Source organism: Dickeya sp. Secpp 1600 (assembly GCF_003049805.1).
Taxonomy (GTDB): domain Bacteria; phylum Pseudomonadota; class Gammaproteobacteria; order Enterobacterales; family Enterobacteriaceae; genus Dickeya; species Dickeya fangzhongdai.
In genome coordinates this window covers 1,115,780-1,138,868 of record NZ_CP023484.1, presented here as the reverse complement: position 1 = coordinate 1,138,868, position 23,089 = coordinate 1,115,780, and the positions used below count along the sequence as shown (strand labels likewise).

General features: G+C 51.9%; 21 protein-coding genes. 15 read left to right on the top strand and 6 right to left on the bottom strand.

Going from position 1 to position 23,089, the window contains the following annotated elements; all coding sequences use genetic code 11:
- Positions 1–26: 26 nt before the first annotated feature.
- On the bottom strand, positions 27–620 hold the full coding sequence (locus tag CPA59_RS05225) for a hypothetical protein (protein ID WP_100849086.1): 594 nt from the start codon (positions 618–620) through the stop codon (positions 27–29).
- Positions 621–1,077: 457 nt separating this feature from the next.
- Here CPA59_RS05225 and CPA59_RS05220 point away from each other — a divergent pair, with 457 nt between their 5' ends.
- From CPA59_RS05220 to CPA59_RS05205, 4 genes are read left to right on the top strand one after another with little or no spacing between them, the layout of a single operon-like run.
- Positions 1,078–2,313, top strand: a complete 1,236-nt coding sequence (locus CPA59_RS05220) for a SpoIIE family protein phosphatase (RefSeq protein WP_107758839.1) — start codon at positions 1,078–1,080, stop codon at positions 2,311–2,313.
- 27 nt (positions 2,314–2,340) lie between these two features.
- Positions 2,341–2,892: a SiaB family protein kinase gene (locus tag CPA59_RS05215; RefSeq protein ID WP_038918127.1), complete on the top strand. Its 552-nt coding sequence runs from the start codon at positions 2,341–2,343 to the stop codon at positions 2,890–2,892.
- Between the two features lie 2 nt (positions 2,893–2,894).
- Positions 2,895–3,314 (top strand): DUF1987 domain-containing protein, encoded by a 420-nt coding sequence (locus tag CPA59_RS05210; RefSeq protein WP_107758838.1) that lies wholly within the window; start codon positions 2,895–2,897, stop codon positions 3,312–3,314.
- Positions 3,315–3,318: 4 nt separating this feature from the next.
- Positions 3,319–4,044: a GGDEF domain-containing protein gene (locus CPA59_RS05205; protein ID WP_100849083.1), complete on the top strand. Its 726-nt coding sequence runs from the start codon at positions 3,319–3,321 to the stop codon at positions 4,042–4,044.
- A gap of 78 nt (positions 4,045–4,122) precedes the next feature.
- On the opposite strand, the gene CPA59_RS05200 is transcribed toward CPA59_RS05205, so the two are convergent.
- Entirely contained in the window at positions 4,123–4,464 is a 342-nt protein-coding gene (locus CPA59_RS05200; protein ID WP_038918124.1) for a zinc ribbon domain-containing protein YjdM, read from the bottom strand.
- Positions 4,465–4,813: 349 nt separating this feature from the next.
- Here CPA59_RS05200 and CPA59_RS05195 point away from each other — a divergent pair, with 349 nt between their 5' ends.
- The gene (locus CPA59_RS05195; RefSeq protein ID WP_100849082.1) at positions 4,814–6,034 is read left to right on the top strand and encodes an MFS transporter; all 1,221 of its coding nucleotides are present in this window, start codon (positions 4,814–4,816) and stop codon (positions 6,032–6,034) included.
- Between the two features lie 64 nt (positions 6,035–6,098).
- Here CPA59_RS05195 and CPA59_RS05190 read toward each other — a convergent pair whose 3' ends face one another.
- The 3 genes from CPA59_RS05190 to CPA59_RS05180 all read right to left on the bottom strand — a co-directional run bounded on the left by CPA59_RS05190 (position 6,099) and on the right by CPA59_RS05180 (position 9,919).
- A complete protein-coding gene (locus CPA59_RS05190; RefSeq protein WP_107758837.1) occupies positions 6,099–7,862 on the bottom strand; it encodes an L-tyrosine/L-tryptophan isonitrile synthase family protein in 1,764 nt (587 codons plus the stop codon).
- Between the two features lie 338 nt (positions 7,863–8,200).
- Complete coding sequence (locus CPA59_RS05185; RefSeq protein ID WP_107758836.1) at positions 8,201–8,887, bottom strand: HAD family hydrolase; 687 nt, start codon at positions 8,885–8,887, stop codon at positions 8,201–8,203.
- A 3-nt stretch (positions 8,888–8,890) separates the two neighbouring features.
- The gene (locus tag CPA59_RS05180; protein ID WP_225622643.1) at positions 8,891–9,919 is read right to left on the bottom strand and encodes an L-tyrosine/L-tryptophan isonitrile synthase family protein; all 1,029 of its coding nucleotides are present in this window, start codon (positions 9,917–9,919) and stop codon (positions 8,891–8,893) included.
- 928 nt (positions 9,920–10,847) lie between these two features.
- On the opposite strand from CPA59_RS05180, the gene CPA59_RS05175 reads away from it, so the two are divergent.
- On the top strand, positions 10,848–12,041 hold the full coding sequence (locus CPA59_RS05175; RefSeq protein ID WP_107758835.1) for an MFS transporter: 1,194 nt from the start codon (positions 10,848–10,850) through the stop codon (positions 12,039–12,041).
- 31 nt (positions 12,042–12,072) lie between these two features.
- Here CPA59_RS05175 and CPA59_RS05170 read toward each other — a convergent pair whose 3' ends face one another.
- Positions 12,073–12,984 (bottom strand): LysR family transcriptional regulator, encoded by a 912-nt coding sequence (locus tag CPA59_RS05170; RefSeq protein ID WP_107758834.1) that lies wholly within the window; start codon positions 12,982–12,984, stop codon positions 12,073–12,075.
- 100 nt (positions 12,985–13,084) lie between these two features.
- Here CPA59_RS05170 and CPA59_RS05165 point away from each other — a divergent pair, with 100 nt between their 5' ends.
- The 9 genes from CPA59_RS05165 (at position 13,085) to CPA59_RS05130 (ending at position 23,087) form a co-directional block, all read left to right on the top strand.
- Entirely contained in the window at positions 13,085–14,230 is a 1,146-nt protein-coding gene (locus CPA59_RS05165; protein WP_107758833.1) for a DSD1 family PLP-dependent enzyme, read from the top strand.
- Between the two features lie 10 nt (positions 14,231–14,240).
- Positions 14,241–15,167, top strand: a complete 927-nt coding sequence (locus CPA59_RS05160; protein ID WP_107758832.1) for an ornithine cyclodeaminase family protein — start codon at positions 14,241–14,243, stop codon at positions 15,165–15,167.
- Positions 15,168–15,845: 678 nt separating this feature from the next.
- Positions 15,846–15,968 (top strand): hypothetical protein, encoded by a 123-nt coding sequence (locus CPA59_RS23085; RefSeq protein ID WP_022632489.1) that lies wholly within the window; start codon positions 15,846–15,848, stop codon positions 15,966–15,968.
- Between the two features lie 101 nt (positions 15,969–16,069).
- A complete protein-coding gene (moeB, locus tag CPA59_RS05155) occupies positions 16,070–17,155 on the top strand; it encodes a molybdopterin-synthase adenylyltransferase MoeB (RefSeq protein WP_107758831.1) in 1,086 nt (361 codons plus the stop codon).
- 9 nt (positions 17,156–17,164) lie between these two features.
- A complete protein-coding gene (locus CPA59_RS05150; RefSeq protein ID WP_107758830.1) occupies positions 17,165–17,431 on the top strand; it encodes a hypothetical protein in 267 nt (88 codons plus the stop codon).
- A gap of 2 nt (positions 17,432–17,433) precedes the next feature.
- Positions 17,434–18,018, top strand: a complete 585-nt coding sequence (locus CPA59_RS05145) for a hypothetical protein (RefSeq protein WP_107758829.1) — start codon at positions 17,434–17,436, stop codon at positions 18,016–18,018.
- Positions 18,015–18,848 (top strand): DUF692 family multinuclear iron-containing protein, encoded by an 834-nt coding sequence (locus CPA59_RS05140; protein WP_107758828.1) that lies wholly within the window; start codon positions 18,015–18,017, stop codon positions 18,846–18,848. Before CPA59_RS05145 ends, CPA59_RS05140 begins: the two co-directional genes overlap by 4 nt.
- 43 nt (positions 18,849–18,891) lie before the next feature.
- Positions 18,892–21,909: a carbamoyltransferase C-terminal domain-containing protein gene (locus CPA59_RS05135; RefSeq protein WP_107758827.1), complete on the top strand. Its 3,018-nt coding sequence runs from the start codon at positions 18,892–18,894 to the stop codon at positions 21,907–21,909.
- Complete coding sequence (locus CPA59_RS05130) at positions 21,906–23,087, top strand: YcaO-like family protein (protein ID WP_038918113.1); 1,182 nt, start codon at positions 21,906–21,908, stop codon at positions 23,085–23,087. The genes CPA59_RS05135 and CPA59_RS05130 overlap by 4 nt, the downstream gene beginning before the upstream one ends.
- The last annotated feature ends 2 nt before the right edge of the window (positions 23,088–23,089 follow it).

Below are 23,089 nucleotides of genomic sequence, written 5' to 3'. Positions count from 1 at the left end.
AAAATAGCGTCGATTATTTTTACTTATCATCCTGGTTGCGGCAATTCACTTCCGCTACCCGGCAGCGTCCAGGAAACATCGCCGGATTTCACGCCCATCATCTGCTGTATTTTCTCGTAAACTTCAGCTGCCGACATGCCGCTATATAAGCCCTGGCTATAATAACCAAACTCGGCATTACCAACTTGCGAACGGGAACCAATCAGATTCGCTTCAGGGGACGTAATACGTTTACCGGTAAATACGTTATAACTTTCGCTTTGACCATCCGGATATTTGACCACGGAAACCAGCACGCCGCCATAAAGCGGGATACCGGTCATACGCAGCGAGCGCTCAACGGAAGGTTCGCTCTGCTGTTTCTGAAGTTTTTCTTTAGTCAGTCGCTCATCCAGCGATTTAGTACGATCGCTCACATCACTGGTATCGCCGGAATTGTTATCCGCAAATTGATTATTTTGCGAATCATTCATTTTTCCGGTTTTAAAGGAACCGGATTTATTTGTTCCAATAGCATCGACGCTGGCGCTGTCTCCAGGACCAGAATTGCTATTGGCGACATAAGTCGGCTGTGTATAAGAAGATGTAATGTTTTGACTCTGAATGCCTGATATGGACACGATGTCACCCCTTTTTATTTTTTAACGATAGCATGCCTCTAAGGGCACTGATTTATTACGACACACCAACACCTGCACACCGAAAGAAAAACAGCATACCCGCCGAAGCGAGTATCAAGCAGGACGGCTCAACAGATTTATGCCGCCCAAAGCTATCAGGAAATAGAAGAGTGGTTTACGAACCACACGGCGCAGTCTCATTTTTCACACCGCATTTTTTGCATCACACTAGCGGAATAGAAAAGACAGACCCACCTCTAAAATATATCGGCCAATTTATTTTTTTATTAATACGAAAAAGGCATAAAAACGTTCATGAAACGACCACCTCAGCAATATTTAGTCATGAGTGTAAAGACAAACCTGACAGTTCCTTAGCATTTCAGCGGCTTGTCATGTTTCCGTCATCTGCCGCTGTTACCTTAACGGCAGCTTATTTTCCCAGAAAGACAAGACAATGAGTGCCTTACCGCCACAGGAACATCGGTTACGCTTCGTTTCCTTCCCAAGTGCACGCGACTTGTGTATCACCACGCCGGATGTATCTCCCACCACTGACAACGCCACCGTATTGCACCTGTTCAGCCGCCACAAGGATCTGGTGAGCCTGCCGGTGGTGGAAGAGGGGCGGCCGTTCGGCCTGATCAACCGCCACAGCTTTCTGTCGCAGATGGCCCGCCCTTATTACCGCGAACTGTATGACCGAAAAAGCTGTATCGCCTTCATGGATAAGACTCCGCTGATCGTCGAAGCCGCCGCCTCGCTGAGCGACGTGGCGGACAAGGCGGTAATCAGCGGCGACCGCTTTCTGGCCGACGGCTTTATTATTACCGAAAACGGCCGCTACCTCGGTATCGGCCTGGGTATCGATCTGTTCCGCATCGTGTCGGACACCCATGTCCGCCAGCATCAGCACATCGTACAAAGTATAGAATATGCCAGCGTGATTCAGGGGGCGATGCTCACGCCGTTCCGGCAGACGCTGGCCGACACGCTGAAAGACTGGTGTCTGGTCTGGGAACCGCGCGACTGCGTCGGGGGCGACTGCTATGCCTTCAGGCGCTATGACCACGGCTGGCTGGCGGTGCTCGCCGACTGCACCGGCCATGGCGTGCCCGGCGCCTTCATGACGCTGATTTTCAACTCGGCGCTGGAACAGGCGCTGACGCAACACCGCCCGGACCAGCCGGGACGACTGCTTGGCGGCATCAATCGCTATATCAAGGACACGCTGGGCCAAAAGAGCGGCTATCCGGGGCAAACCACGGCCTCCGACGACGGCTGCGACGCGCTGGTGGTGTACGTGAATACCGCCGAACAGACTCTCAACTGGGCCAGCGCCCGTATGACGGCGTTTCTGATCGAGGCGCAAAGCGGCGAGCTGCTGACGCTCGACAGCGACCGCATGGGCGTGGGCTATACCAATACGCCATACGATTACAGCTGGCCGGCCTTTCAGCGCCCGCTGTCGCCGCAAGATCTGTTCTTTGCCACCACCGATGGCCTGCTCGATCAGATTGGCGGCGAGCGGCAGATCAAATTCGGCAAACGCCGGCTGCAAAACCTGCTGCAACGCGTCATGGAATTACCCATGAGCGCGCTGGCAAACCAACTATTACAACACCATCACACCTGGCAGGGAGCTCAGGAAAGACGGGACGATCTTACATTTTGGGGCTTCAGGCACCCGTGAACTTTATCAACCAGGTAAAACCGGAACATGTCCGAAACGAAGTACGCTGAATTTTTTGACCTCACCCAGCAGCAAAATATCGCGCTGTACTACGTGGGGTACTTTTCACAAAACATCATCTGCTCGCTGGCGGAAACGGTGCGGCTGCAGCTGGAAAAAAGCCGGGTGCCGCCCAACGTGCGCCGCAAGCTGTTTTCCAGCTTTGTGGAAATGGTGCAGAACATCATCCATTACTCCGCCTCGGCGCTCACCTCGGAAGAACAGGAAAATGAAATCCGTCGCGGCTCGGTGTGTATCGGCTTTGAGGCGGGAAAATACTTTTTGTTGAGTGCCAACCGGGTGTATCCGGCGGATGCGGAGAAGCTGCGCCAGCGGCTGGAGCCGCTGTGCGCGATGACGCTGGATGAAATCCGGCTTGCCTATAAGGCCTCGCTGCGTGAAGACATTCCGGCTTCCAGCAAAGGCGCGGATATCGGCCTGCTGACCGTGGCCCGCGACGCTAGCGAGCCACTGCAATTCACCTTTCGTAGCGATGCCACCACCGGGCTCTCCACGTTTTATCTGAAGGCGGTGATTTAACCATGACAGACATAATAACAACGGACAATCTCCACATCGCCGGCACAGCCAGTACGCCGACCGTGGATTTTCGCTTTGACACACATCAGCTTTCGTTATCCGGGGAGTCCTACCCGGAAAACGCGGCGGCATTTTACGGCCCTCTGATTGAGCGCCTTCAGCGCTATCTGCAGACTCCTCTTGCCAGCGCGACGGCGCAATCAACCCGTATTGACGTGCATGTGTCGCTGCCCTACTTCAACAGCTCCAGCACCAAAATGCTGTTCAGCCTGTTCAATATTCTCGATCAGGCCGCGCAGCAGCAGCTTCCCATCGCGCTGCACTGGTATTACGACCAGGAAGACGACATCGCCGAGGAGTTCGGGCAGGAACTGCATATCGATTTTTCGGCGCTCGAATTCCACCCTCACATTCTGGAGTAACGGCATGAGTAGCTATGAACTGTTCACCCCCGAATATGACATCCTGCTGTCAGCCCGCAACATCGCCGCGCAGGCCGATATGCCGGCGGAGGTGTACCGGGAAAGCCTGATTATGCTGGCGGAACACTATCAACGGCTGGTGCGGGAAACCCACCGCCTGATTACCCGCAGCGACCGCGCGGAACGGGAGCTGACCCGCCTCAATACCCAACTGCATCAGTTGGCGGTGGAGCTGGAATACAAAGCCACCCATGACCCGCTGACCGATGTCTTCAACCGCAGCGCGATCATCGATCTGGTCGACCATGCGCTGGAGCAGGATCAGGCGGCGCTGATTGTGCTGGATATCGACCATTTCAAGCAGGTCAACGACGCTTACGGCCATCCGACCGGCGATGCGGTGATCTGCTCGCTGATCGCCCGAATCCGCGACGTATTGCAGGGGAAAGGCAGCATTGGCCGCGTCGGCGGCGAGGAGTTCACCATCCTGCTGGATGGCTATACGCTGATGGCGGCGGTAGATGTCGCAGAGCACATCCACGCCAGTTTGAATTACGCCGCGCTGGAGGCGCTGCCTCAGCAAAAGGTGACCGCCAGTTTCGGCGTCAGTTGGGCGCCGCCGCACACCGGATTCGACACGTTGTACGGCACCGCCGACACCGCGCTGTACCAGGCCAAGCATCAGGGCCGCAATCGGGTGGAATATAGACCGATCGACGCTGTCAGCTAAACAACCCGGGCTGCCCAGAGCAATCCGGGCAGTGCGAGGCATTCATCAATCACGGTTTCTCAGTCGCGGTTTCTCAGATCAGCTTTTCTTCACAAATTCAGATTTCAGCTTCATCGCGCCGAAACCGTCGATTTTGCAATCGATATTGTGATCGCCTTCCACCAGACGAATCCCCTTCACGCGGGTGCCGATTTTCAGCGTCGACGAACTGCCTTTGACTTTCAGATCCTTGACGACGGTAACGGTATCGCCGTCCGCCAGCAGGTTGCCGTTGGCGTCGCGCACCACCAGCCCTTCTTCCTGCGCGCCGCTGTCGCCCTGCGTCGACCACACGTGCCCGCATTCCGGGCAGTTAAGCATGGCATCATCCTGCCAGGTGTATTCAGACTGACATTTCGGGCAAGCGGGCAACTGTTGCATACAAATCCTCGTTAAAACCAAATAAGTTAAATAAAATTTAAATATATCAATAGATAAAAAATCCTGTGTTTATTATTTTATCGCCTTTTCCCGCACGCCGACAGCAAAAAGAGCCAGACAAATCAATATTCCTCATCCTTTACCATCAAAGCCACTCAATTCATTCACTTTTCTTTTCGTCGTCGCGCAGGCTAAACGGTCACATCGGAACCTGGCTTTTCAATACGCGCCAGCCCGCACAATCGGTTATATTTTGCTTACATCTGTGGAGAAAACTTCAGTTTAATAAAACAATAACTTGGGTACACTGAACGCTTTTCATTACAACTGCCGTCGTGGATAACAACCTGTGGAAACCGCTTCCCCACTTAAAAACCCCACTTTTCTGTGCTTCTGGATCGGACAAATCGCCTCCTCCTTTGCATTTCAGATGCTGGTGGTCGGGATTGGCTGGCAGATGTATGACCTGACCAACAGCGCCCTGAATCTGGGTCTGGTCGGATTGGCCCAGTTTCTGCCGCAGCTGGCGTTGACGCTGGTTGCCGGTCATGCGGTGGATCAGTACAACCGCCGCGTGATTATCCTGTGCTGCCGCCTGCTTATGGCCGCCACCATACTGGTGCTGGTACTGGGCAACGTCACCCATACCATCAGCGCCACCATGATTTACGCCTGCTCCGCACTGCTGGGCGCCACGCGGGCATTTGAAATGCCGGCCACGCAGGCGCTGCTGCCGAACCTGATTGCGCCCGGTCTGCTGTCCCGCGCCGTAGCGCTGATGGCCTCCGCCCGCGAAGCCACGGTTATCGCCGGCCCGGCGCTCGGCGGCCTGATTTACCTGCTTGGCGCCACCATCCTTTACGCCGCCAGCGTAGCCTGCTTTCTGATTTCATTTCTGGTGCTGCTCAACCTGCGCTATGAATACAAGGCGCTGGCCCGTACGCCGGTGAGTCTGGAAAGCCTGTTTGGCGGCATGAACTTCATCCGCCGCAATCCGGTGATTCTGGGGTCCATTTCGCTGGATATGTTCGCCGTGCTGCTCGGCGGCGCCACCGCGCTGCTGCCCATCGTCGCCAAGGATATCCTGCACACCGGCCCGTGGGGGCTGGGGCTGCTGCGCTGTGCGCCCGCCCTCGGCGCGGTACTGATGTCTGTCTACCTGAGTCGGCGCCCGCTCACCCGCAACGTCGGTAAAATCATGTTCTCGGCGGTGGCGATGTTCGGCGCGGCCACCATCGCGTTTGGCCTGTCCACCAATCTGTTTCTGTCGCTGTTCGCGCTGCTGTTTCTCGGCGCGTCCGACATGGTCAGCGTGGTGATCCGCTCAACGCTGGTGCAACTGGAAACGCCGGATGACATGCGCGGTCGGGTCAGCGCCGCCAACTCCATCTTCATCGGCACGTCCAACCAACTGGGGGAATTCGAGTCCGGCGTGACCGCCGCCTGGCTGGGGGTAGTGCCGGCCATCGTACTGGGCGGCGTCGGCACCTTGCTGGTGGTGGCGTTGTGGATGAAATATTTCCCGACGCTGACCCAGCGTCAGACGCTGGAGGCGGGAGAAAACACGTAGGACCTGCCGATATGAACAACGGGGCGGATTCGCCCCGTTTCTACTGCTCATCGTCCCGCGACGATTAAAATACCTGCACCCGCCACAACTCACGACTGCGCGATGCTTCGGTCATCGGTAGCCGGCCGTGCAGCGTCTGCCAGTTATCGATGATCAGCAGGTCGCCCTGATCCCAGTCATGGGCAATCATGCAGCGCTCATCGTACACCAGCCGGTCAAGCTCTTCGATGAAGGCGCGGCTTTCCTGCCCGGAGACGCCTTCCACCTCGACGGTAAATTTCTGCAATTCGGAGTCGCTGCCTTCCTGATAACGAAACGCCTTTTTGCCGGTTTTCGGGTGCGCATACACCAGCGGATAAGTGCGTGGTTTGCCGCCGAAATAGGTCATGGGGGTGTTATAGGTGATGTGAACGTCTTCCCATTTTTTCACGACGTCCGGGCCGACCATCTCCATCACGATGCGGCCATCCACCACCGTGGTGCTGCCTTCGCCTTTCTTCGGCGGGGTCTTGCAATACAACATGAAGCGCTCTGCGGTAAACCAGGGATTGCCGCCGACCTGTTCGTGATCCAGCCGGATCATGCTCAGGTCCCAGTGTATCGGCGTTTTCTCCAGCGAATGTACGAATCCGCTCGGTTTTTCCTCCGGTTTCACCACATGCACCGCACCGAACTGCCACTGGAAAATCTCGCCGAACGGCTGGCAAAACGTTTCCAGTTGCTCGCTGCGCTCAAACTGCACGCCCTTGATGCACACGAAACCGAACTGAGCGGACAGGAAAGCCAGAAACGCCGGCGACAGCGCCTCAACCCCCAGCCCTTGCGGGTCGTCAATCTTCAGGCCGAACAACGGTTGCTTGAGCAATTCGTAATCGAATTTCCCGGCGCTGGCGTCCTCACTTTCCACATACACCCAGGGGCGCCCCTGATAGGTCACCAGCACGTGGCGATTTTTATCAACGCTGGCATGTCCCAGCAGGGAAACGTTCCCCGACGCCGACAAAACCGGCACGCTGTGCCACGGTTGACGCACGGTGGAGAGGCCGTCGGCAAAACCGAAGGTAAATTTCGGGCCGTCGTTGTCATACTGATGAACCGACAGACGAACCGCATCAGGAAAAGCCCGTTCCACCAGCGCACTCAGGGCCTGACCGCGGTACATCATCTGATAGGCTTTTTCCGCCACGCTGCTCAGGTAGTCTTCATCAGACTGCTGAGACTGCCGGTTCAGCCGCACATCGTTATACAAATAACTGCAGATTTTATCGTGCGTCGCCGCCAGTTCATCATGATTCCCGACGCGTTTGATAAAGTCAGCGATTCCCTTGTACGGTAATCCGGCCGATTTGATCAACGCTTTACGCGTTTCATCATCCGAGCGCGTTTCCGGGAAGAAATCTCCGAGTTCTTTCCATTCAATATAAGGCGACTGAATCAGCGCTCGTAACTGATGGTTATATTCTTTACGGGTGTGATCCGGCACCTCGACAATATCATTAAAGGTTGTGCCATCGCTCAGAATGGTCACCTGACAGCCGGGTTCATATAACGCCTGAATCGCTTTCGCCAGCGACTCCAGACGATTGATGGAAATCACATCGCCATAATCCGGCAAAATGCCGAACGACTTGTCGACAACATTAGGGGATTTGCAGGGGAAACCGGGCAGGACAAACCTGACGGGTTCAAAAGCGTGCAGGAAGGCGCTGATTTGTTTTTCCAGCAATACACGCCCCTCCGGCTCAAAACGATCATTCGGCGCCTGAACCAGATAGGATTTTACGATATCGGCTATCTTGCCGATCGTCTCACTCAAATTATCGTGCATAATTCCACTCCATTGATATTGGGTATTTTCCATTGTTTCCACTCACGGGAAAAAACAATGTGTCGAATATTCCTTGCACTCATAACCAATAAACGGGCTCGCCATTTCATACTGAAATCGCGCCGCCAGAAAAATAACAAGACCAGATAAAATATAAAGCCAACGTATTCTTATAGCCTATTGAGATAGGCTCTTAATGATGTCCGGCACCGCCGTCATCATGATGGTGGTTAAAATAAATATTAATCAGAAAACAACTGTATTAATGATTAATGCATTTCCTGCTGTGCGAGACAGCATCCTCTTTATTTCACGCCATTCACCTCGTTAACGCTTTTTCAGCGCGAGACAACAGATTCCTGCCACGCCAGATGCTGACGCAGACAGGTATTCAACTCCGCCACGTCATGACAAATATGGTTCGGCTGCCAGTCGGCCATGTTATCGGCATCGCCATATCCCCACGTCACGTAAGCGACGGCAACGCCGGCAAGGTTTGCCGTTTGCACGTCAATCGACGTATCGCCCACATACAGACACTGTTCGCTCGTCGTCCCCAGCGCGGTCATTACCTGTTGTAAGCCGCTAATATCCGGCTTAAGCGGCCGATCGGGCCGGGCGCCATACAGCAGCGCAAATGTATCTGGCGGAAATAGCGCCTGCACTATTCGGTGGGACAACGCGTCATCCTTATTGGTCAGTACCGCCAGCCGGACGCCCTGTGCTTTTAGCGCCGCAACCAGTTCTTTCACGCCGGCATAGCAGACGGTCTCGTGCAGACAATGCGCCTGATACAGCGCGTGGTAGCGTTGCGACAGCGCCGCCGTATCGCTGATGCCATGATGCCTGGCGGCGGCAGCCAGCATGTTTCCCGACCCGCCGCCGATATGCGCCCTGACAATGAACGCCGGGTCCGGCGTTACGCCTAATCCGCCCAGCGCCTGACGTAATGCAAATGCGATGCCGGGCAAGGTATCGACCAGCGTACCGTCCAGATCGAAAATCGCAGCTTTATTTACCGACATAGTTTACTCCGCGTTCATCTGAGTGCTGACGTCAGTTATTTGAGTACTGACGTAATGAAACGGGCGGCCCGATTTAAAGATCAGCTGATAATGGCGTTCGTCCACATTGCTGCGTTTTTCCAGATAAATGTCAGCGCCCCGTTTTACCGCCACCGAATGCCACGGCGTCCGCCAGCGATCTTTTACCGGAGCCAGTCTGATGCCGATCTTTTTGGAAATGCGGAATTGCGGATGAATCGACAGACGCACCGCCTGCGGGAATTTCTCTTCCAGATGTTTGCTCCAGGCTTCGCTGCGCTGAATTACGCGGTAAGCCGCCACGCGGGCCACTTTCTGAATTTGCGCGTTGCTGACGCCGGTAAATTCATCCATGCCGCCGTAGTCCTCGCACAGAAAACGCGTCACGCCTCTATACATGGAGGCGGCTTCAGGCTCCTCTTTTACCCTGTTCTTCAGCGCCAATAACGACGTACCGTACTGAATCATCAATTCTTCCCGCAGGGAGTCGAGATCCTTGATTCCCGGATAGGTATCAATCAGGTCATACATAAAAAACATGCCCGGATATTTTTTCGTGCAATAGTCGCTGATCACATCCGTATAAGCTTTCACCTGGCGATCGGGGATTCTGACCACATCGGCAAAGACATAACCGTCAGAACAAATACCGATAACGGCGCCAGGCTGGTAAACGCGGCGAATTTCCTGACATAATTCATGCAAATTATCCAGTGCGTAAAGCTCTGCATAATCAGGAAGATGGCTGAGGGTTTTCTTGCGATTCGGTGACTTTCCCGGAAAGGCGGGCAGAATCATGACTATCGGTTGCTGATGGCTGACCGCCTGCATGACGGTATCAAGATGAGGTGCGACTTCATCCTCATAGCGGCAATTTTCCCGGGCGCCCTCCTCTGCCAGACAGCGACGTGCGAATATCTTCTCTATAATCGCCAACGCGATTTCTTTCGCGCCGGTTTCCATCAGAAAATCATCGGCGTCATTCAGCCGACTTTCCTTTCTCTGAATGTTCATCTGAATAACCTTTATATATGCTTTATACCCGTCATACATCCGATGACGGGTATCGCGGCGGCGTTATGTTCCCCATTCACTGATTGTCGTGAGCGGATGGGCTTTCACTTGCTTCTCATTTTCCTGCAACCTGAATTATTTAGGGTATAGCACTATCACTAATCAAGTTATTTGATTAATAACCCGGTTGTTTTTTCAAAAAATGAGGACATGAAAAACGGCTTATCTGCGGAAATTTCGCAGTGAGCTTAAGTTGATATTTTTAGGTCGTCAATAGAACTTATTGAATATGAAATTCATCTTTTTTGAATAATGGCGACCTCTCTATTGCAAATCATTTACACGCGAAATTTATAATAAAATAATCAATAGAGTTAAAATATGTCTATTCATTTCCAAAAAAGATGCACGCGATCGATAACAACACCACACCCTTAACAAGGAAATAATAAGAAAACAATTTCCATCCCGTCGCTCTATCCGCATACTTATCCTGCGACTAAATCGATTCATTAGCGAAGAGAAAATGTGCCCAAATCCTGTCATCATGAAAATAGCTAATGATTGATCGCCAGACAAACGGCTGTTTTTCATCACACCATCGGCATGGATATATTTAACACGTTTATTGTCGCCTTTATTTCCCGCTAATTACCCGATGATGACTGGCTACTCATCATCAGGCTTATAGGGTGTGATTTCCTTTTCCGTATACAGAACATTGTTCGGATATCACTCGCAGTGAAAATTATTCATTTCATCTGATGCTAATCATTTCCAGTGAATTTAATATTCTATCGCCACACATTTGTAACAATTTATTTACCATCATCGAGCTATGACTCAGGGACTTGCGGTAACGAGCCGCTCGCCATAGGCGAAAGCGTCAGGATAGAATTAGCGAATCGATGATGAAGGGAAGAGTGGGATGAAAAAGGGGTATCGCAATATTATTCTGCTGTTCATCGGGCAAGGGTTAACCGGCTCCATCATCTCTCTATTGACGTTAACCTCCACGCTGGCGGGCCAAAGCCTGTCTCCGGTTCCTTATCTCGCCACCTTACCCGTCACCGCCACCGTATGCGGTTCCACGCTGATGGTCTATTTCGTCTCTTCGCTGATGAGCCGCTATGGCAGAAGAACGGCATTTTTGATCGGCGGCCTTATTGGGCTTATCGGCAGCGTACTGGCCGCGATTGCGCTGTATTACCGCTATTTTACTTTATTTACTGTGTCCACGCTGATTTTGGGAGGCGCCACGGTATTCAACCAGTACTATCGTTTTGCCGCCGCCGAAGTGTCGGACAATGACGCCAGGAATAAAAAAGCGACGTCGCTGGTGATTGGCAGCGGCGTTATCGGCGGATTTTTAGGCCCATTCGTCGCCGGACACGGCATCATGATGTTTGACCGCTACCCGTACCTGGGCGCCTTTCTTATCGCCGCCGTCATTTTTTTACTGGTGCTGGCGACGCAAAACTTTATCAATCTGCCGCATACCGCCCCTTCGCCCGCCATGCGGAACGACGCGCCGGATAACGCGCATTATTCGGCGGCGTTGCGCTCACCGGCCTTCATGACGGGCACCGTCAGTTGCGCGGTGGGATTCGCCATCATGACCCTGATCATGAATTCGACGCCGCTGGCGATGTCTCACCACCATTTCAATATCCGTGCGAGCGCAACGGTACTGCAATGGCATTTCGTTGCCATGTACGCGCCGGCGCTGTGCTTACCGTTGTTGATGAATATCCTGAGCACGCCGGTGACGATCGTTGTCGGCGCCCTGTTTTTCATCGCCGGCACCGGCACCGCGTTAATCAATACGGACATGACCGGCTACGTCCTCTCGTTGATTCTGGTGGGACTCGGCTGGTCTTTTATGTTCAGCGGCGGCACGTTCCTGATTAACAGCATAAAAGAGAACGCGATCAAACATAGACTACAGGGCATCAACTCACTGGCGACCTATTCCTTCAACCTGGTGGCGGCGTTGGGCGCCGGGCTGTTCATGAGCGGTGAAGGCGGCTGGCGCGTGGTGAATATCGTCTCGCTGGCGATCATGGCGTTCTTCGTGCTCTATTTCTGTCTGAGTCGCAAACGCAGGGGCGACGCGAGATAGCGTGACGCGTTCGAATCCCCCGCACGCGTCGCTACACGCGCCAGGGAACCGGCACCAATAACGCTTTTAGTATTTCAACGAACCGTTCCATACGGGCCGCGCGCCCGGCCCGTGGCCCAAGCAGAGCGACGACATCCGCGCTCGGCAGACGCCAGTCAGGCATCACTTCGACCAGGCGCCCGGCTTTCAGATCGTCGGCGATCGCCCACTCGGAGCGCTGAATCAGGCAAAGCCCGGCGACGGCCCAATTCCTGACCACCTCGCCGTCATTACTGGTGAAAACGGGCCTGATACGCACGGTCTTCGTCTCGCCATCGTTACGGCGGGCGAATCCCCACAGCGACGCATCCGCCCGGTCTTCCCGCAGCACGCCGCATACATGGCGGGGAAGATCCATCGGATGCTCGGGCATTCCGTGTTGCGCCAGATAGTCAGGCGCTGCGCACAGAATACGGCGGTTAGGCGCCAGCGGCCGCAGCGCCAGGCTGGAGTCGGTCAACGGGCCGACATGAATCAATACATCCCAGTCATCGATATCCAGCGTCCCAATCGGCGCATCCGACAGCATCAGCGAGGGTTCGATGGTCGGAAATTGCCGACACATGCGCGTTACCGCCTCCGCCACATAGGCTCGCCCAAACCCCAGCGGCGCCAGCACTCTCAACGGGCCGATCACCTCGTTTCGCCGCTCGGCAAGCAAGGCCGCGATCCCCTCGATTTGATCCAACACATCGGCCCCCTTCTCCGCCAGCAAGGCGCCTTCCGCCGTCAGGTGGTAGCGATGGCTGGAGCGATCGACGAGCTGAACCCCCAGACGCTGTTCGAGCGCCTGCAGGCGTTGCGTCACGGCAGGCGCCGTCACATCAAGCGCTCGCGCCGCCGCAGCCAGCGAAGGGGCGCTGGCAAGAACGGAAAAGAAATGCAGGTCCCGGGAGGTGATCATTAATGTCAGTCTTAACAACAGATGCAGTTTTGGTAAATTCCATTCTAAATGGCGACAGGGTAAAAATCTCATACCGACAGAGCAAAATGAGAACTACACCATGACACTGACCGATCGGCTATCGACTTTACCTACTCCCTCGCTGGTACTCGACGAAAAAATCATGCTGGCCAACATCGCACGCCTGCGCGATCGCCCGGAGCTTGCTGGCATCACCTTACGCCCGCACCTGAAAACGGCAAAATCGGTGGAGGTCGCCCGCCGGTTGCTCACCGACGGCACCGGGCCGGCGACCGTTTCAACGTTGCGTGAGGCGGAGGTGTTTTTCGAATCCGGCATCAGGGACATCCTGTACGCGGTGGGCATTGCGCCGCAGAAGCTGCCTCGCGTCGTACAGTTGATTAAAGCCGGCTGTGACCTGACCGTACTATTGGACTCTATCGAGCAGGCGCAGGCGGTTGTCGATGCGTCGCGCGCATCCGGTATCCAGATCCCGGCGCTGCTGGAGGTCGACAGCGACGGCCACCGCAGCGGTTTGCCGCCGGCATCGCCGGCGCTTATCGAGATCGGTCGCGTGCTGCACGACGGCGGCGGATTGCTGCGGGGCGTACTGACGCATGCGGGAGAAAGCTACGGCGTAGCCGGCGCCGGCGCCCACGCGGCGTTTGCCGAACAGGAACGTAGCGCGGCGGTGACCGCGGCTGACAACCTGCGGCAGGCCGGCTTGCCCTGCCCCATCGTCAGCGTCGGTTCAACGCCCACCGCGCACGCCGCCCGCAATCTGGCTGGCGTGACCGAAGTGCGGGCCGGCGTCTACGTCTTCTTCGATCTGGTGATGGCCGGGATCGGCGTGTGCCGCACCGATGATATCGCCTTGTCCGTGCTGACCACCGTCATCGGTCATCAGGCCGCGCGCGGCTGGATCATGGTGGACGCCGGCTGGATGGCGCTCTCGCGCGATCGCGGCACCGCCAATCAGGCGATCGATCAGGGGTACGGCCTCGTCTGCGATGACCACGGAAAGATCATCCCCGATCTTATCGTCACCGCGGCCAATCAGGAACACGGCATCATTGCACTGCGCCCCGGCAGCGACGGACCGTTACCGGATCTGCCGGTCGGCACGCGGCTGCGTATTCTGCCGAATCACGCCTGCGCTACGGCAGGCCAGTTCGACGCCTATCATGTTATTCCTGCGCAAGCGGACGCGCCGCTGTCGCAATGGTCACGTTTCGGTGGATGGTGAGGTAAGCATCATGTTTTTAATTAATGAGAAAGACAGTGCAGCATTGGCCAGCCACGCGATGGCCTATGATGCGGTGCGCGCCGCGCTGATCGATGCGGTACACCCTGCCACCGCCAACTTCCCCGTCGTCCACGGTCATGGCTCCGACCCCGGCAACCGGTTTACCGTGAAGTCAGGCGCCACACCGGAACTGGCGGGACTGAAAGTAGGTTCTTATTGGCCGGGAAACCTCGCCGGCGGGCTACCGTGCCACAACTCAATCATCTTCCTTTTCGACCAGTCGCGAGGCGTTATCGACTCAGCGGTAGAAGCTGGAACCCTGAATGCCTATCGCACCGCGGCCGCCGATGCGGTGGCTACCGATGCGCTGGCGCGCGCCGACGCCTCGGTACTGACGGTTTTCGGCACCGGCCATCAGGCGCGTTACGAGGTCGGGGCGGTGGCGCGCATTCGCACGATCAAGGAGATTCTGGTTGTCGGGCGTACTGAAGCCGCCACCCAAAACATGGTGGAGGCCCTGCGCGCCAACGCGCTGCCGGCGCGGGCATGTCAGGCACAAGCGGCCTGTCGGGCGGCGGACATCATCATCGCCGCCACCACCGCCAGAGCGCCGCTCTTTGATGCCGCCTGGGTTCGCCCCGGCACGCACGTCTCCTCAATGGGCTCGGACGCCGTCGGCAAACAGGAACTGCCGGTCGAACTACTGATGGCCGGCCGGTTATTCTGCGATCTTCCGGCGCAGTCTCGCCGCATTGGTGAATTCCAGCACGCCGACGAGGATAAGGCCGTTTTCGCCATTGGCGATGTGCTTTCCGGCAGCGTCACCGGCCGCGAAGCGGCCTCGGACATCACCGTTTTCGACAGTTCGGGCCTGGCGATTCAGGACCTGTATGTAGCCAAAGCCGTGATTGACGCCTGGCGACGTCAGCACGCTTAAGCCGCTATACACGTCAAACCAGACACGACATATCAAACCGGATGCCGTCCCATCGGGCATCCGGTTTGACGGTCGGCAAAACACCGCGACAAATAACCGTCGGCTCCCCCCTGATTCCACACCGCCCGGCGGGCAGATATGTACCGCCGATTTCACCTGCGGGCTGGGGCGGTATCTGCAAATAAAAAGCCTGGTCGCGATATCAGAATATTATTTAATAAAAATAACGGGCGTTAAGGACAAGAGTAGCGACAGCCGCCAACGCATATTGAATGAGTAATATACCATAGCAACTATATCACATATAAATATTCATCTAATTAATAGCAAGCAAATATCCACATATGTATTTAGTTACGCACCTATAATCCCCAAACCACCAAGATCATTTTTTAATCACCGGGACATTAATGGAGAAGTTTCATTTTAATTACCAATTAAATTCATTGGTAACCATTATGGCAAACCAAGGGATTAATCTCTGCTTTCATGTTAAAAAAAAGATATAAACACCTCATTAACCATACAAAAACTAAGTGAACAGAGTTTTATCTCAAATTACAATACATTTTTTAACATTATTGACACAATTATTTATAGCCAATAATATTTGTCACGCGGAATAAACACATTCTGCTTAATTCAAAAAACTCAATGTGAAACTATAAGGAAATTAATATGGATAAGGCTCAAGAATTAGAGTTGGCTGTTGCTGAACTGAATGCAGAAAATACCGAAGCTGAAAATGAAATTCTGCTGGATGTAACCTGCATGGTTTCGAATAAAGAGTGGCAAGAGTAAGAAAAAGTGGCCGCGATGCGGCCACCTTTCCTTAATCTATCCATCTTAAAGCAAACATCAAAACCATATTTTACTTTTCAGTAATCGAAAGGTATTTTTTTATGAGCAACATAGTCGATGGAATTGACAGTATCCGTTCAATATCGATAGATGAATTGAAAGACAGCGACGGTTTTCTTTTGATTGATGTAAGAGAGAGCCATGAATTTCTTGATGGTACTATTCCCAAAGCACTTACTATCGGACGTGGTTTTTTAGAAATAGAGCTAAAGAAAAGAAAAATAGAATTAGATAAACCTATAGTCCTCTTTTGTGCAAGTGGCTTACGCTCCAGGTATGCTGCATTAAATTTAATGCTACTTAATTATTCGAATATCTACTCCCTTCAGGGTGGATTTGAAGCATGGAAAGCTCAGGGGAATCAGATTGAATACCCGCAGAGCCTTAGCGAAAATGATAAAAAGCGTTATGCAAGACATCTGTCGCTACAAGACATCGGTTCCGATGGCCAGTTAAAAATTATGCAAGCGAAAGTACTGGTTGTTGGTGCCGGAGGACTTGGCTCATCATGCCTGTTGTATCTCGCAGCCGCCGGCGTTGGTGAAATTGCCATTGTCGATCATGACATTGTCGATCTGAGCAATTTGCAACGGCAGGTCATTCATAACGAAAACATGCTGAAGAAGAAAAAAGTTGATTCTGCATTCCATACACTACGGGCACTCAACTCTGAGATCACCGTTAATACTATTGATGAGCGAGTAACGCCAGAAAATATTGATGCATTAGTAGACAGTTACGACGTCATCGTAGATTGTACCGACAACTTTAAAGCCCGGTACATTATTAACGATTCCGCTGTCGCGGCAGGAAAACCCGTCGTCTCCGCGGCCGTATTCCGTTTTTCCGGACAAGTCATGACACGCTCTAATAATCAGGCGCCTTGTTACCGCTGTGTCTATCCGGAAGCCCCTCCAGCAGAATTAGCGCCATCCTGCACAGAAAATGGCGTTATTGGTGTTATCCCTGGAATGCTCGGGATCTATCAGGCAAATGAAGTACTAAAGATTATTCTTGGGATTGGCGACTGTTTAAATGGAAAACTATTAAAAATAGACATGCTCAACAATCAGCATCAGTTACTAACCACGAAAAAACGCCCTGGATGTCAATGCCATAATAATTAATGGAACTGTATGACGATGATTGCGATATCGCTGCCAGAATCAATAAAAAGCACAAGTAAGATAACAACAGACGCTAAAAATCTTAATGATATTTTACTTGAAATCAGGAGTATGAATCCTGAGGCATTTAAATTAATAGCCGTAGAAAAAAATGAAAGCTGCAAGTTAAAACCTTTCATTACCCTTTTTATTAACAATACGATGTCAGTTGATAGTAACCCAATCCTAACCGATGGTGATCATTTGACATTCGAAGTAGCTATTTCGGGAGGTTAATCTTGGACGCGAAAAAGTTACAGAAAGCGTATGTATCGATGCTATATAGCAACAACTATCGGATAAGCGGTGCAGATACCGAGTATCAGTACCTTGCCCAAACGATGGACAGCGAAAGACTGATCGTTGAACGCGCCGCCAGGCAGCGAAATTTGCGTACCGTGCTTTATTCAGACATGCACTTTTCCCCGCGTTTTTTTAGCAAAGAGCAGTTTCTTACCCTGGTAATAGCCTATTGTGAGTCAGACAGTTTCTGGAACTGGAACAGCAGGACGCTTATTGAAAGCTTTTGCTCATTTGTCGTCGAAAAATCCGACCTGACTGAAGAAGAGAAAACCATATTTCTGATTGATGGCATTTATTCTGGCATCTCAACAAACTCGGAAAACTCACCGTGGCAATCGAAAATAAGTCATGTTGCCGAAAAGTCGACAACTGAAGAGATTATTCTCGACAGATATTTTTCATTATCACTGTTGAACAAAGCGGATCATCTCTCAGATGTCACATTCGAGAATAAAACAGCATGTTTACGCTTACACAATGAAAATGGGAAAGTAGCGATTTCACTTAAGGAGACAGCATGAGCTCACTTGTAGGATTAGGGATTGATTACACTCACAGCTATGGTCATAAATTAAGTGAGCTATTGAAATTATCCCAAAACGGAATCAGCCATCTGTCAGTCGTCGCTATTCCAGATCTCGCTGTCGCTAAAACATTTCGTCAGACTTTTATTGACTATCCAATCATACACCATTTTTCAGGCATGGAGCCTGCGGGAATTGATGGATTACGGCCTGATGTACTGGAGCGTCAAAGCAACATCAGTGATGTACTGCAAGCGGCATGGTGCCTGGAAGATATCGGCATCTGGAATGTTGGCCCTTATAATCTACCCTATTTCGCCGCACCGGTGCTCTGCGAATCAGTCCTTGCAATGACAATCGAGGGTGTAAAACGTATTCAGCAAGTCTCCCGCATTCCGTTCTGTGCTGAAATTCCCTCGTTCAGTATTGCCGCGGGCGACATGACGCTGGGTGAATTTTTTCATCGTCTGGTTGATGCTAATCAATGCGGTGTTGTGTTGGATATTAGCCATGTATTTTCTTATGCGATCTATTATGGTCTGAAACCGGAAGATGTCCTGAATAGTCTGCCACTTTCAGCCGTTAATGAGATTCATATTGCAGGAGGTAGCGTTCATCCCAAGCATCATTGGCGATATCGTGACACGCACTCAGAAAAAATTGTTGCTGAGGTGTTTCCTCTGCTAGAACAAGCCATTACGCAATGCACCGACCTTAAAGCCATTACCTATGAGCTAGGGGTAGGTATCTCAACTGAAGTGATCGTGACAGATTTGGCAAATATAGAAAACGCCTGTCAGAGGATGAATTTCACTCCTTCATTCTGACTTAAAAAAATAAATATAATAGTACTGGTTAATAAGGCAATGTATGGATACTAACAACACGACTATCCTGCTATTTGATAGTGCAAGAAAAAACGAGATCGTAAGGCTGGCGGAAATATCAAATGTAGAAATACTACATCCACATACTGTTAAAATCTCCAGTTTGCTGGCCAGCGATCTTTTTTCTTGCTCAGGAGAAGACTTTTCCCGCGTTGTTTCCGCCAGTTACCTTGATGCCTTATCCCAAGGCTATGATAGCGTGAGAAAGCGTGTCGCCAAACAATTTGGCAACTGTCATATTGAAGCGCATGCTTATTCTTCTGCTGAAAATGAATTTTCTCATTCGCTGCATGCGGCGTTATCTCACTTTTCCGACGAAATTGAAAAGCCTTACATACTGGCATCGGTAGGTCATGATTTCGGCCGCCAGCGTTTTCCAGGCTCTTCGACGGAAGCAATCGGCGTTGCACTGTTATTAAAAAACAACACCATTCCAGGAAAAACGCCAGCAGGTAATGGCAATATAGAATTTATCGTCAGGGAATTTGACTATCCAACACGTAATAATACTGGTGCGTCAGACTCCATCAAAGGCACTTCCGCCGCCGTAGTTTACCTCGCAGGGCTGGCAGCCAACCTACGCGACTTTCTTATAAAATCGGGGCATCCTCACGATCGCCTTGCGCTGCACGCCGGTATGATCTACCTGGGTGAGGCTTATCAGGGATTGTACTTATTTGAAAATAAGCCACTTCCACAACCAATGCCACAGTGTTGGGATCTCAATGTCGAAAGATCGACGCGGGTGGAAACCGCACTCACATTGCCATCAACAGACACCGGAGTGAAAATCAGCCTGGTCGCCAGTTTTCAGGGAAGCATCGCACGCACAACCCGGTTGACGGCAATAGTCGATGGTCAGAAAATCATTGGGGAAAACGGAACACTGCTAATCTCTACCGAGCGGCTAAGTCATACCGGCGAGCATACGATAGGGTTACAAGCAGAAGGGCTGTTCGATCGGATCACCTTCGCCTCTCAGGCGACCATAGCCACAAATATAACGTCGTCACTCCCTCTGATTAAACCTGATGATGATGTCATTGTCGGCATTTCCGCCAGTCATGATGCGTCGGCATGCCTGATGGTCAACGGAAAAATTCGTTATGGTATTCAACTGGAACGCCTTACGCGGATTAAACATGATGGCCGGAATATTCTCGACAGTACCCTGGCAGTGGATTACTGCCTTTCAGCAGCAGGCCTTACTTATAATGATGTGAACTGCTTTGCCTATAATATTCAGGCTGCCACACCGGAGTATGTCGGCCTTAATCAGCCGATCCATGCCGCAGATTTCACCCTGTTTGATCCGTTTTCCGCCAAAGCCGTCTTTGCCAGCCATCATCTGTGTCATGCCTTTGCAGCCTGGTCTGGTTCGAAATTTAACCAGGGTAATGTGCTGGTCGTTGATGGTTCAGGCGGAACCGTCGTGGGCCGGGAAGATCTTTTATGCAGTGGCGAAGAATTTGCCGCCTACCTGAATGCGGGTCTGAACGGAATTAAGCCGTTGTTGCATGTCGTGTCGCATTATTCTTTTGATCAGCAGGGCTATCAACTAGTAAACCGGGAATACAGCCCGTCGTTTAATATCAGAAATGGCAGTTTTTCCCTTGGAGAAGCCTATGCTTCCGTGAGCCAGTTCGTATTTAATTCCTGGCAAGCCTCCGGTAAATTGATGGGATTAGCGCCGTACGGCACGCCTGAGTATGCTAATGAAATCGCTGTTGAAACACCGTCAGGCCTATCGTATGGCTATTTGTGGAAGCAAAAATTTACTGAAAAGAAATCCAATCCCATGGATTACGCCAACCTGGCGGCTTCGGTGCAGGCAGTATTAGAACAAGGAATATTTTCCCGCCTGGAGCGTTACCAGATTACGAATAATACGCCGCTGGTCATGACCGGCGGTGTGGCGTTAAATTCCGTCGTCAACTTCAAGGTTCGCAACCATCTTAAATTAAAAGACTTCTATCTATTTCCCGCGCAACATGATGCCGGTATCTCCATCGGAGCGGCCAGCGCCGCCTATTACAAAAGGCATGGAAAAACCCTGAATGATGCCTTTAGCCATGACTATCTGGGCAAAGTTTATCATCACCGGGATATTGCTTTTGCCGCCAACCGCTTTGCCGACAGAATAACCATCACCGCCATTGACACTGCCGCGCTGGCGGGACGATTAAACGCCGGACAAGTCATCGGGTATTTTTCCTGCAGTAAAGGTTCTGAATTTGGTCCGCGCGCATTAGGCGCTCGCTCATTACTGGCAAGTCCATGTTCAATGGACACCTGGAAATTCATCAACAAGTGGGTGAAATTCCGTGAAGACTTCCGCCCCTTTGCCCCAATGGTCGCCGCCGAACATCTTAGCCAGTACTTTGACGGGGATGGTGAACATAAATACATGCTCGAAGTTCTGCCGGTTAAAAAAGCATACCGAGATAAACTCGCAGCAATCACCCATGTCGATGGTACTGCACGGGTACAAACGGTCTCGGAGCATGACAATGCCGAAATCCACGCGTTGTTGAATGCCTTTGGCGAACGCTCTGGATTTCCAGTTTTGCTGAATACCTCATTCAATGTCCGCGGACAACCGATCGTTGAAGAGCCACAGCAGGCAATAGAAATGCTGCTTTCAACGCATATCGATGCCGTGGTATTTGGCGGCTATATCGTTGAACTGCGCGAGTGGGAATTGGATGAACAAAACCTGCCGGGATTGTTACGTCTTAGCCCCGGCTGCAAGCTGCACAGCGCGCTGGAAAAAAATGAAGCAAAGTACTGGCTTACTCATGACTATCAGGGAACGTCGCAATTAATCAGCGCCCAACTTTATCATTCGCTAACGGAACTGCTCAGACTCCATTGCCTGGCTGATGCGCAGAAAGCCTATGCTGAACTTCCTTTAACGCTCAGAAAGCAGATAAATAAATATATTCAGTTGAAATGCCTGACTCTTGCCTATGATTTTTCAGCCGGGAGGAATGAACCTTGAAAACGGCAACGCATCCCGGCTTAAGGCGTTATACCGAGAAAGAAGTGCTGGCGCTGGCGCTACCGCTGCGTAAGCGTTTAGGTATTTCAAGACTCACTTCAGTCGGCGAGTTTATTAATCTTCCTGGGGTATCCATCGTCAATGCAGTGAGAACGGAGATAAAAAAAGGCCAGATATCATCCACACAGGGTAAAGGTCGTAGTTTAATCGCTGCGACCTGCAGCGCGCTGATGGAAGCGTATGAACGGCACTGTGCTTGCTGGTGCGAGCATGCCATTTTTCATCATCAGGCAACCAGGGACGATAAAAAGACACTGCAACGATTAGGCTTCACTCCGGAATGTGATATTCAGCAATGGATAAACGGATATGAGTGGCATACGGGTCGCGAGCTGCGCCTCCCGGCTATTGAAGTACAATTTCCATATCATGGTTCCGACAGGCATAGCTCTAATATACAAGCACATACTTCCGGACTGGCTTGCGGCGGCAGTCTGGAGGAAGCGACCTGTTTTGCGATCATGGAGTCGATTGAACGTAATACGACATCCTTGTTTTACAAACACTGCCTGTCCAAAATCTGCGCTGACTTCGTTGATCTCTCGACCATTTCCAGAGCATCGACCATGACGTTGTGGGAACATCTTAACGATAAAGGGTACGAAAGTTTCGCGTTGCGCATACACGGTCCCTTACCCACTTACTACGTTGCTCTGTATGATCCCGTCAGTATGGGGCCAAAGTTTATGATTGCTGGTTCTGCGTCGGGTTTTACCGAATCTGACGCGCTGGATGCCGCAATGATGGAAGCTATTCAGGGGCTGGTGGTGAGTCTGCAAGCCTCCCGGGAAGATTTAAGCCGGCAGGAGAAAAAGTACCGCTCACAATCCTTCTTTGAAACATCGAAATTTAGCAAATTGAAGGCGTTATTCCACAAACATTATGCCAACGTGGCGATGCCGTCATCAGAGCAATCACCTTTAGAACCATCTCCTTCAGAACAGTCTCCCCAAACGCTGACAGCTGCGACGCAATTTCTTGCGAAGGTTCTCGAAAAGCAAGAGATAGAGGATGTTTATATTGTGGACTTATCGCTGCACGATCTACCTTTTCATACGGTTAAAGCCGTTATTCCTGGCCTGTATGACTGGCATGTTAATCCGGGCCGGGTGGGATAATT

What these genes read in the sequence shown, in the direction of transcription:
- CPA59_RS05160 (WP_107758832.1), top strand. Translation starts at nt 14,241, where the DNA reads ATGTTTTTAATTAATGAGAAAGACAGTGCAGCATTGGCCAGCCACGCG.
- CPA59_RS05200 (WP_038918124.1), bottom strand. Translation starts at nt 4,464, where the DNA reads ATGCAACAGTTGCCCGCTTGCCCGAAATGTCAGTCTGAATACACCTGG.
- CPA59_RS05185 (WP_107758836.1), bottom strand. Translation starts at nt 8,887, where the DNA reads ATGTCGGTAAATAAAGCTGCGATTTTCGATCTGGACGGTACGCTGGTC.
- CPA59_RS23085 (WP_022632489.1), top strand. Translation starts at nt 15,846, where the DNA reads ATGGATAAGGCTCAAGAATTAGAGTTGGCTGTTGCTGAACTGAATGCA.
- CPA59_RS05210 (WP_107758838.1), top strand. Translation starts at nt 2,895, where the DNA reads ATGACAGACATAATAACAACGGACAATCTCCACATCGCCGGCACAGCC.
- CPA59_RS05135 (WP_107758827.1), top strand. Translation starts at nt 18,892, where the DNA reads ATGGATACTAACAACACGACTATCCTGCTATTTGATAGTGCAAGAAAA.
- CPA59_RS05150 (WP_107758830.1), top strand. Translation starts at nt 17,165, where the DNA reads ATGACGATGATTGCGATATCGCTGCCAGAATCAATAAAAAGCACAAGT.
- CPA59_RS05205 (WP_100849083.1), top strand. Translation starts at nt 3,319, where the DNA reads ATGAGTAGCTATGAACTGTTCACCCCCGAATATGACATCCTGCTGTCA.
- CPA59_RS05220 (WP_107758839.1), top strand. Translation starts at nt 1,078, where the DNA reads ATGAGTGCCTTACCGCCACAGGAACATCGGTTACGCTTCGTTTCCTTC.
- CPA59_RS05215 (WP_038918127.1), top strand. Translation starts at nt 2,341, where the DNA reads ATGTCCGAAACGAAGTACGCTGAATTTTTTGACCTCACCCAGCAGCAA.
- CPA59_RS05165 (WP_107758833.1), top strand. Translation starts at nt 13,085, where the DNA reads ATGACACTGACCGATCGGCTATCGACTTTACCTACTCCCTCGCTGGTA.
- CPA59_RS05170 (WP_107758834.1), bottom strand. Translation starts at nt 12,984, where the DNA reads ATGATCACCTCCCGGGACCTGCATTTCTTTTCCGTTCTTGCCAGCGCC.
- CPA59_RS05190 (WP_107758837.1), bottom strand. Translation starts at nt 7,862, where the DNA reads ATGCACGATAATTTGAGTGAGACGATCGGCAAGATAGCCGATATCGTA.
- CPA59_RS05180 (WP_225622643.1), bottom strand. Translation starts at nt 9,919, where the DNA reads ATGAACATTCAGAGAAAGGAAAGTCGGCTGAATGACGCCGATGATTTT.
- CPA59_RS05175 (WP_107758835.1), top strand. Translation starts at nt 10,848, where the DNA reads ATGAAAAAGGGGTATCGCAATATTATTCTGCTGTTCATCGGGCAAGGG.
- CPA59_RS05140 (WP_107758828.1), top strand. Translation starts at nt 18,015, where the DNA reads ATGAGCTCACTTGTAGGATTAGGGATTGATTACACTCACAGCTATGGT.
- moeB (WP_107758831.1), top strand. Translation starts at nt 16,070, where the DNA reads ATGAGCAACATAGTCGATGGAATTGACAGTATCCGTTCAATATCGATA.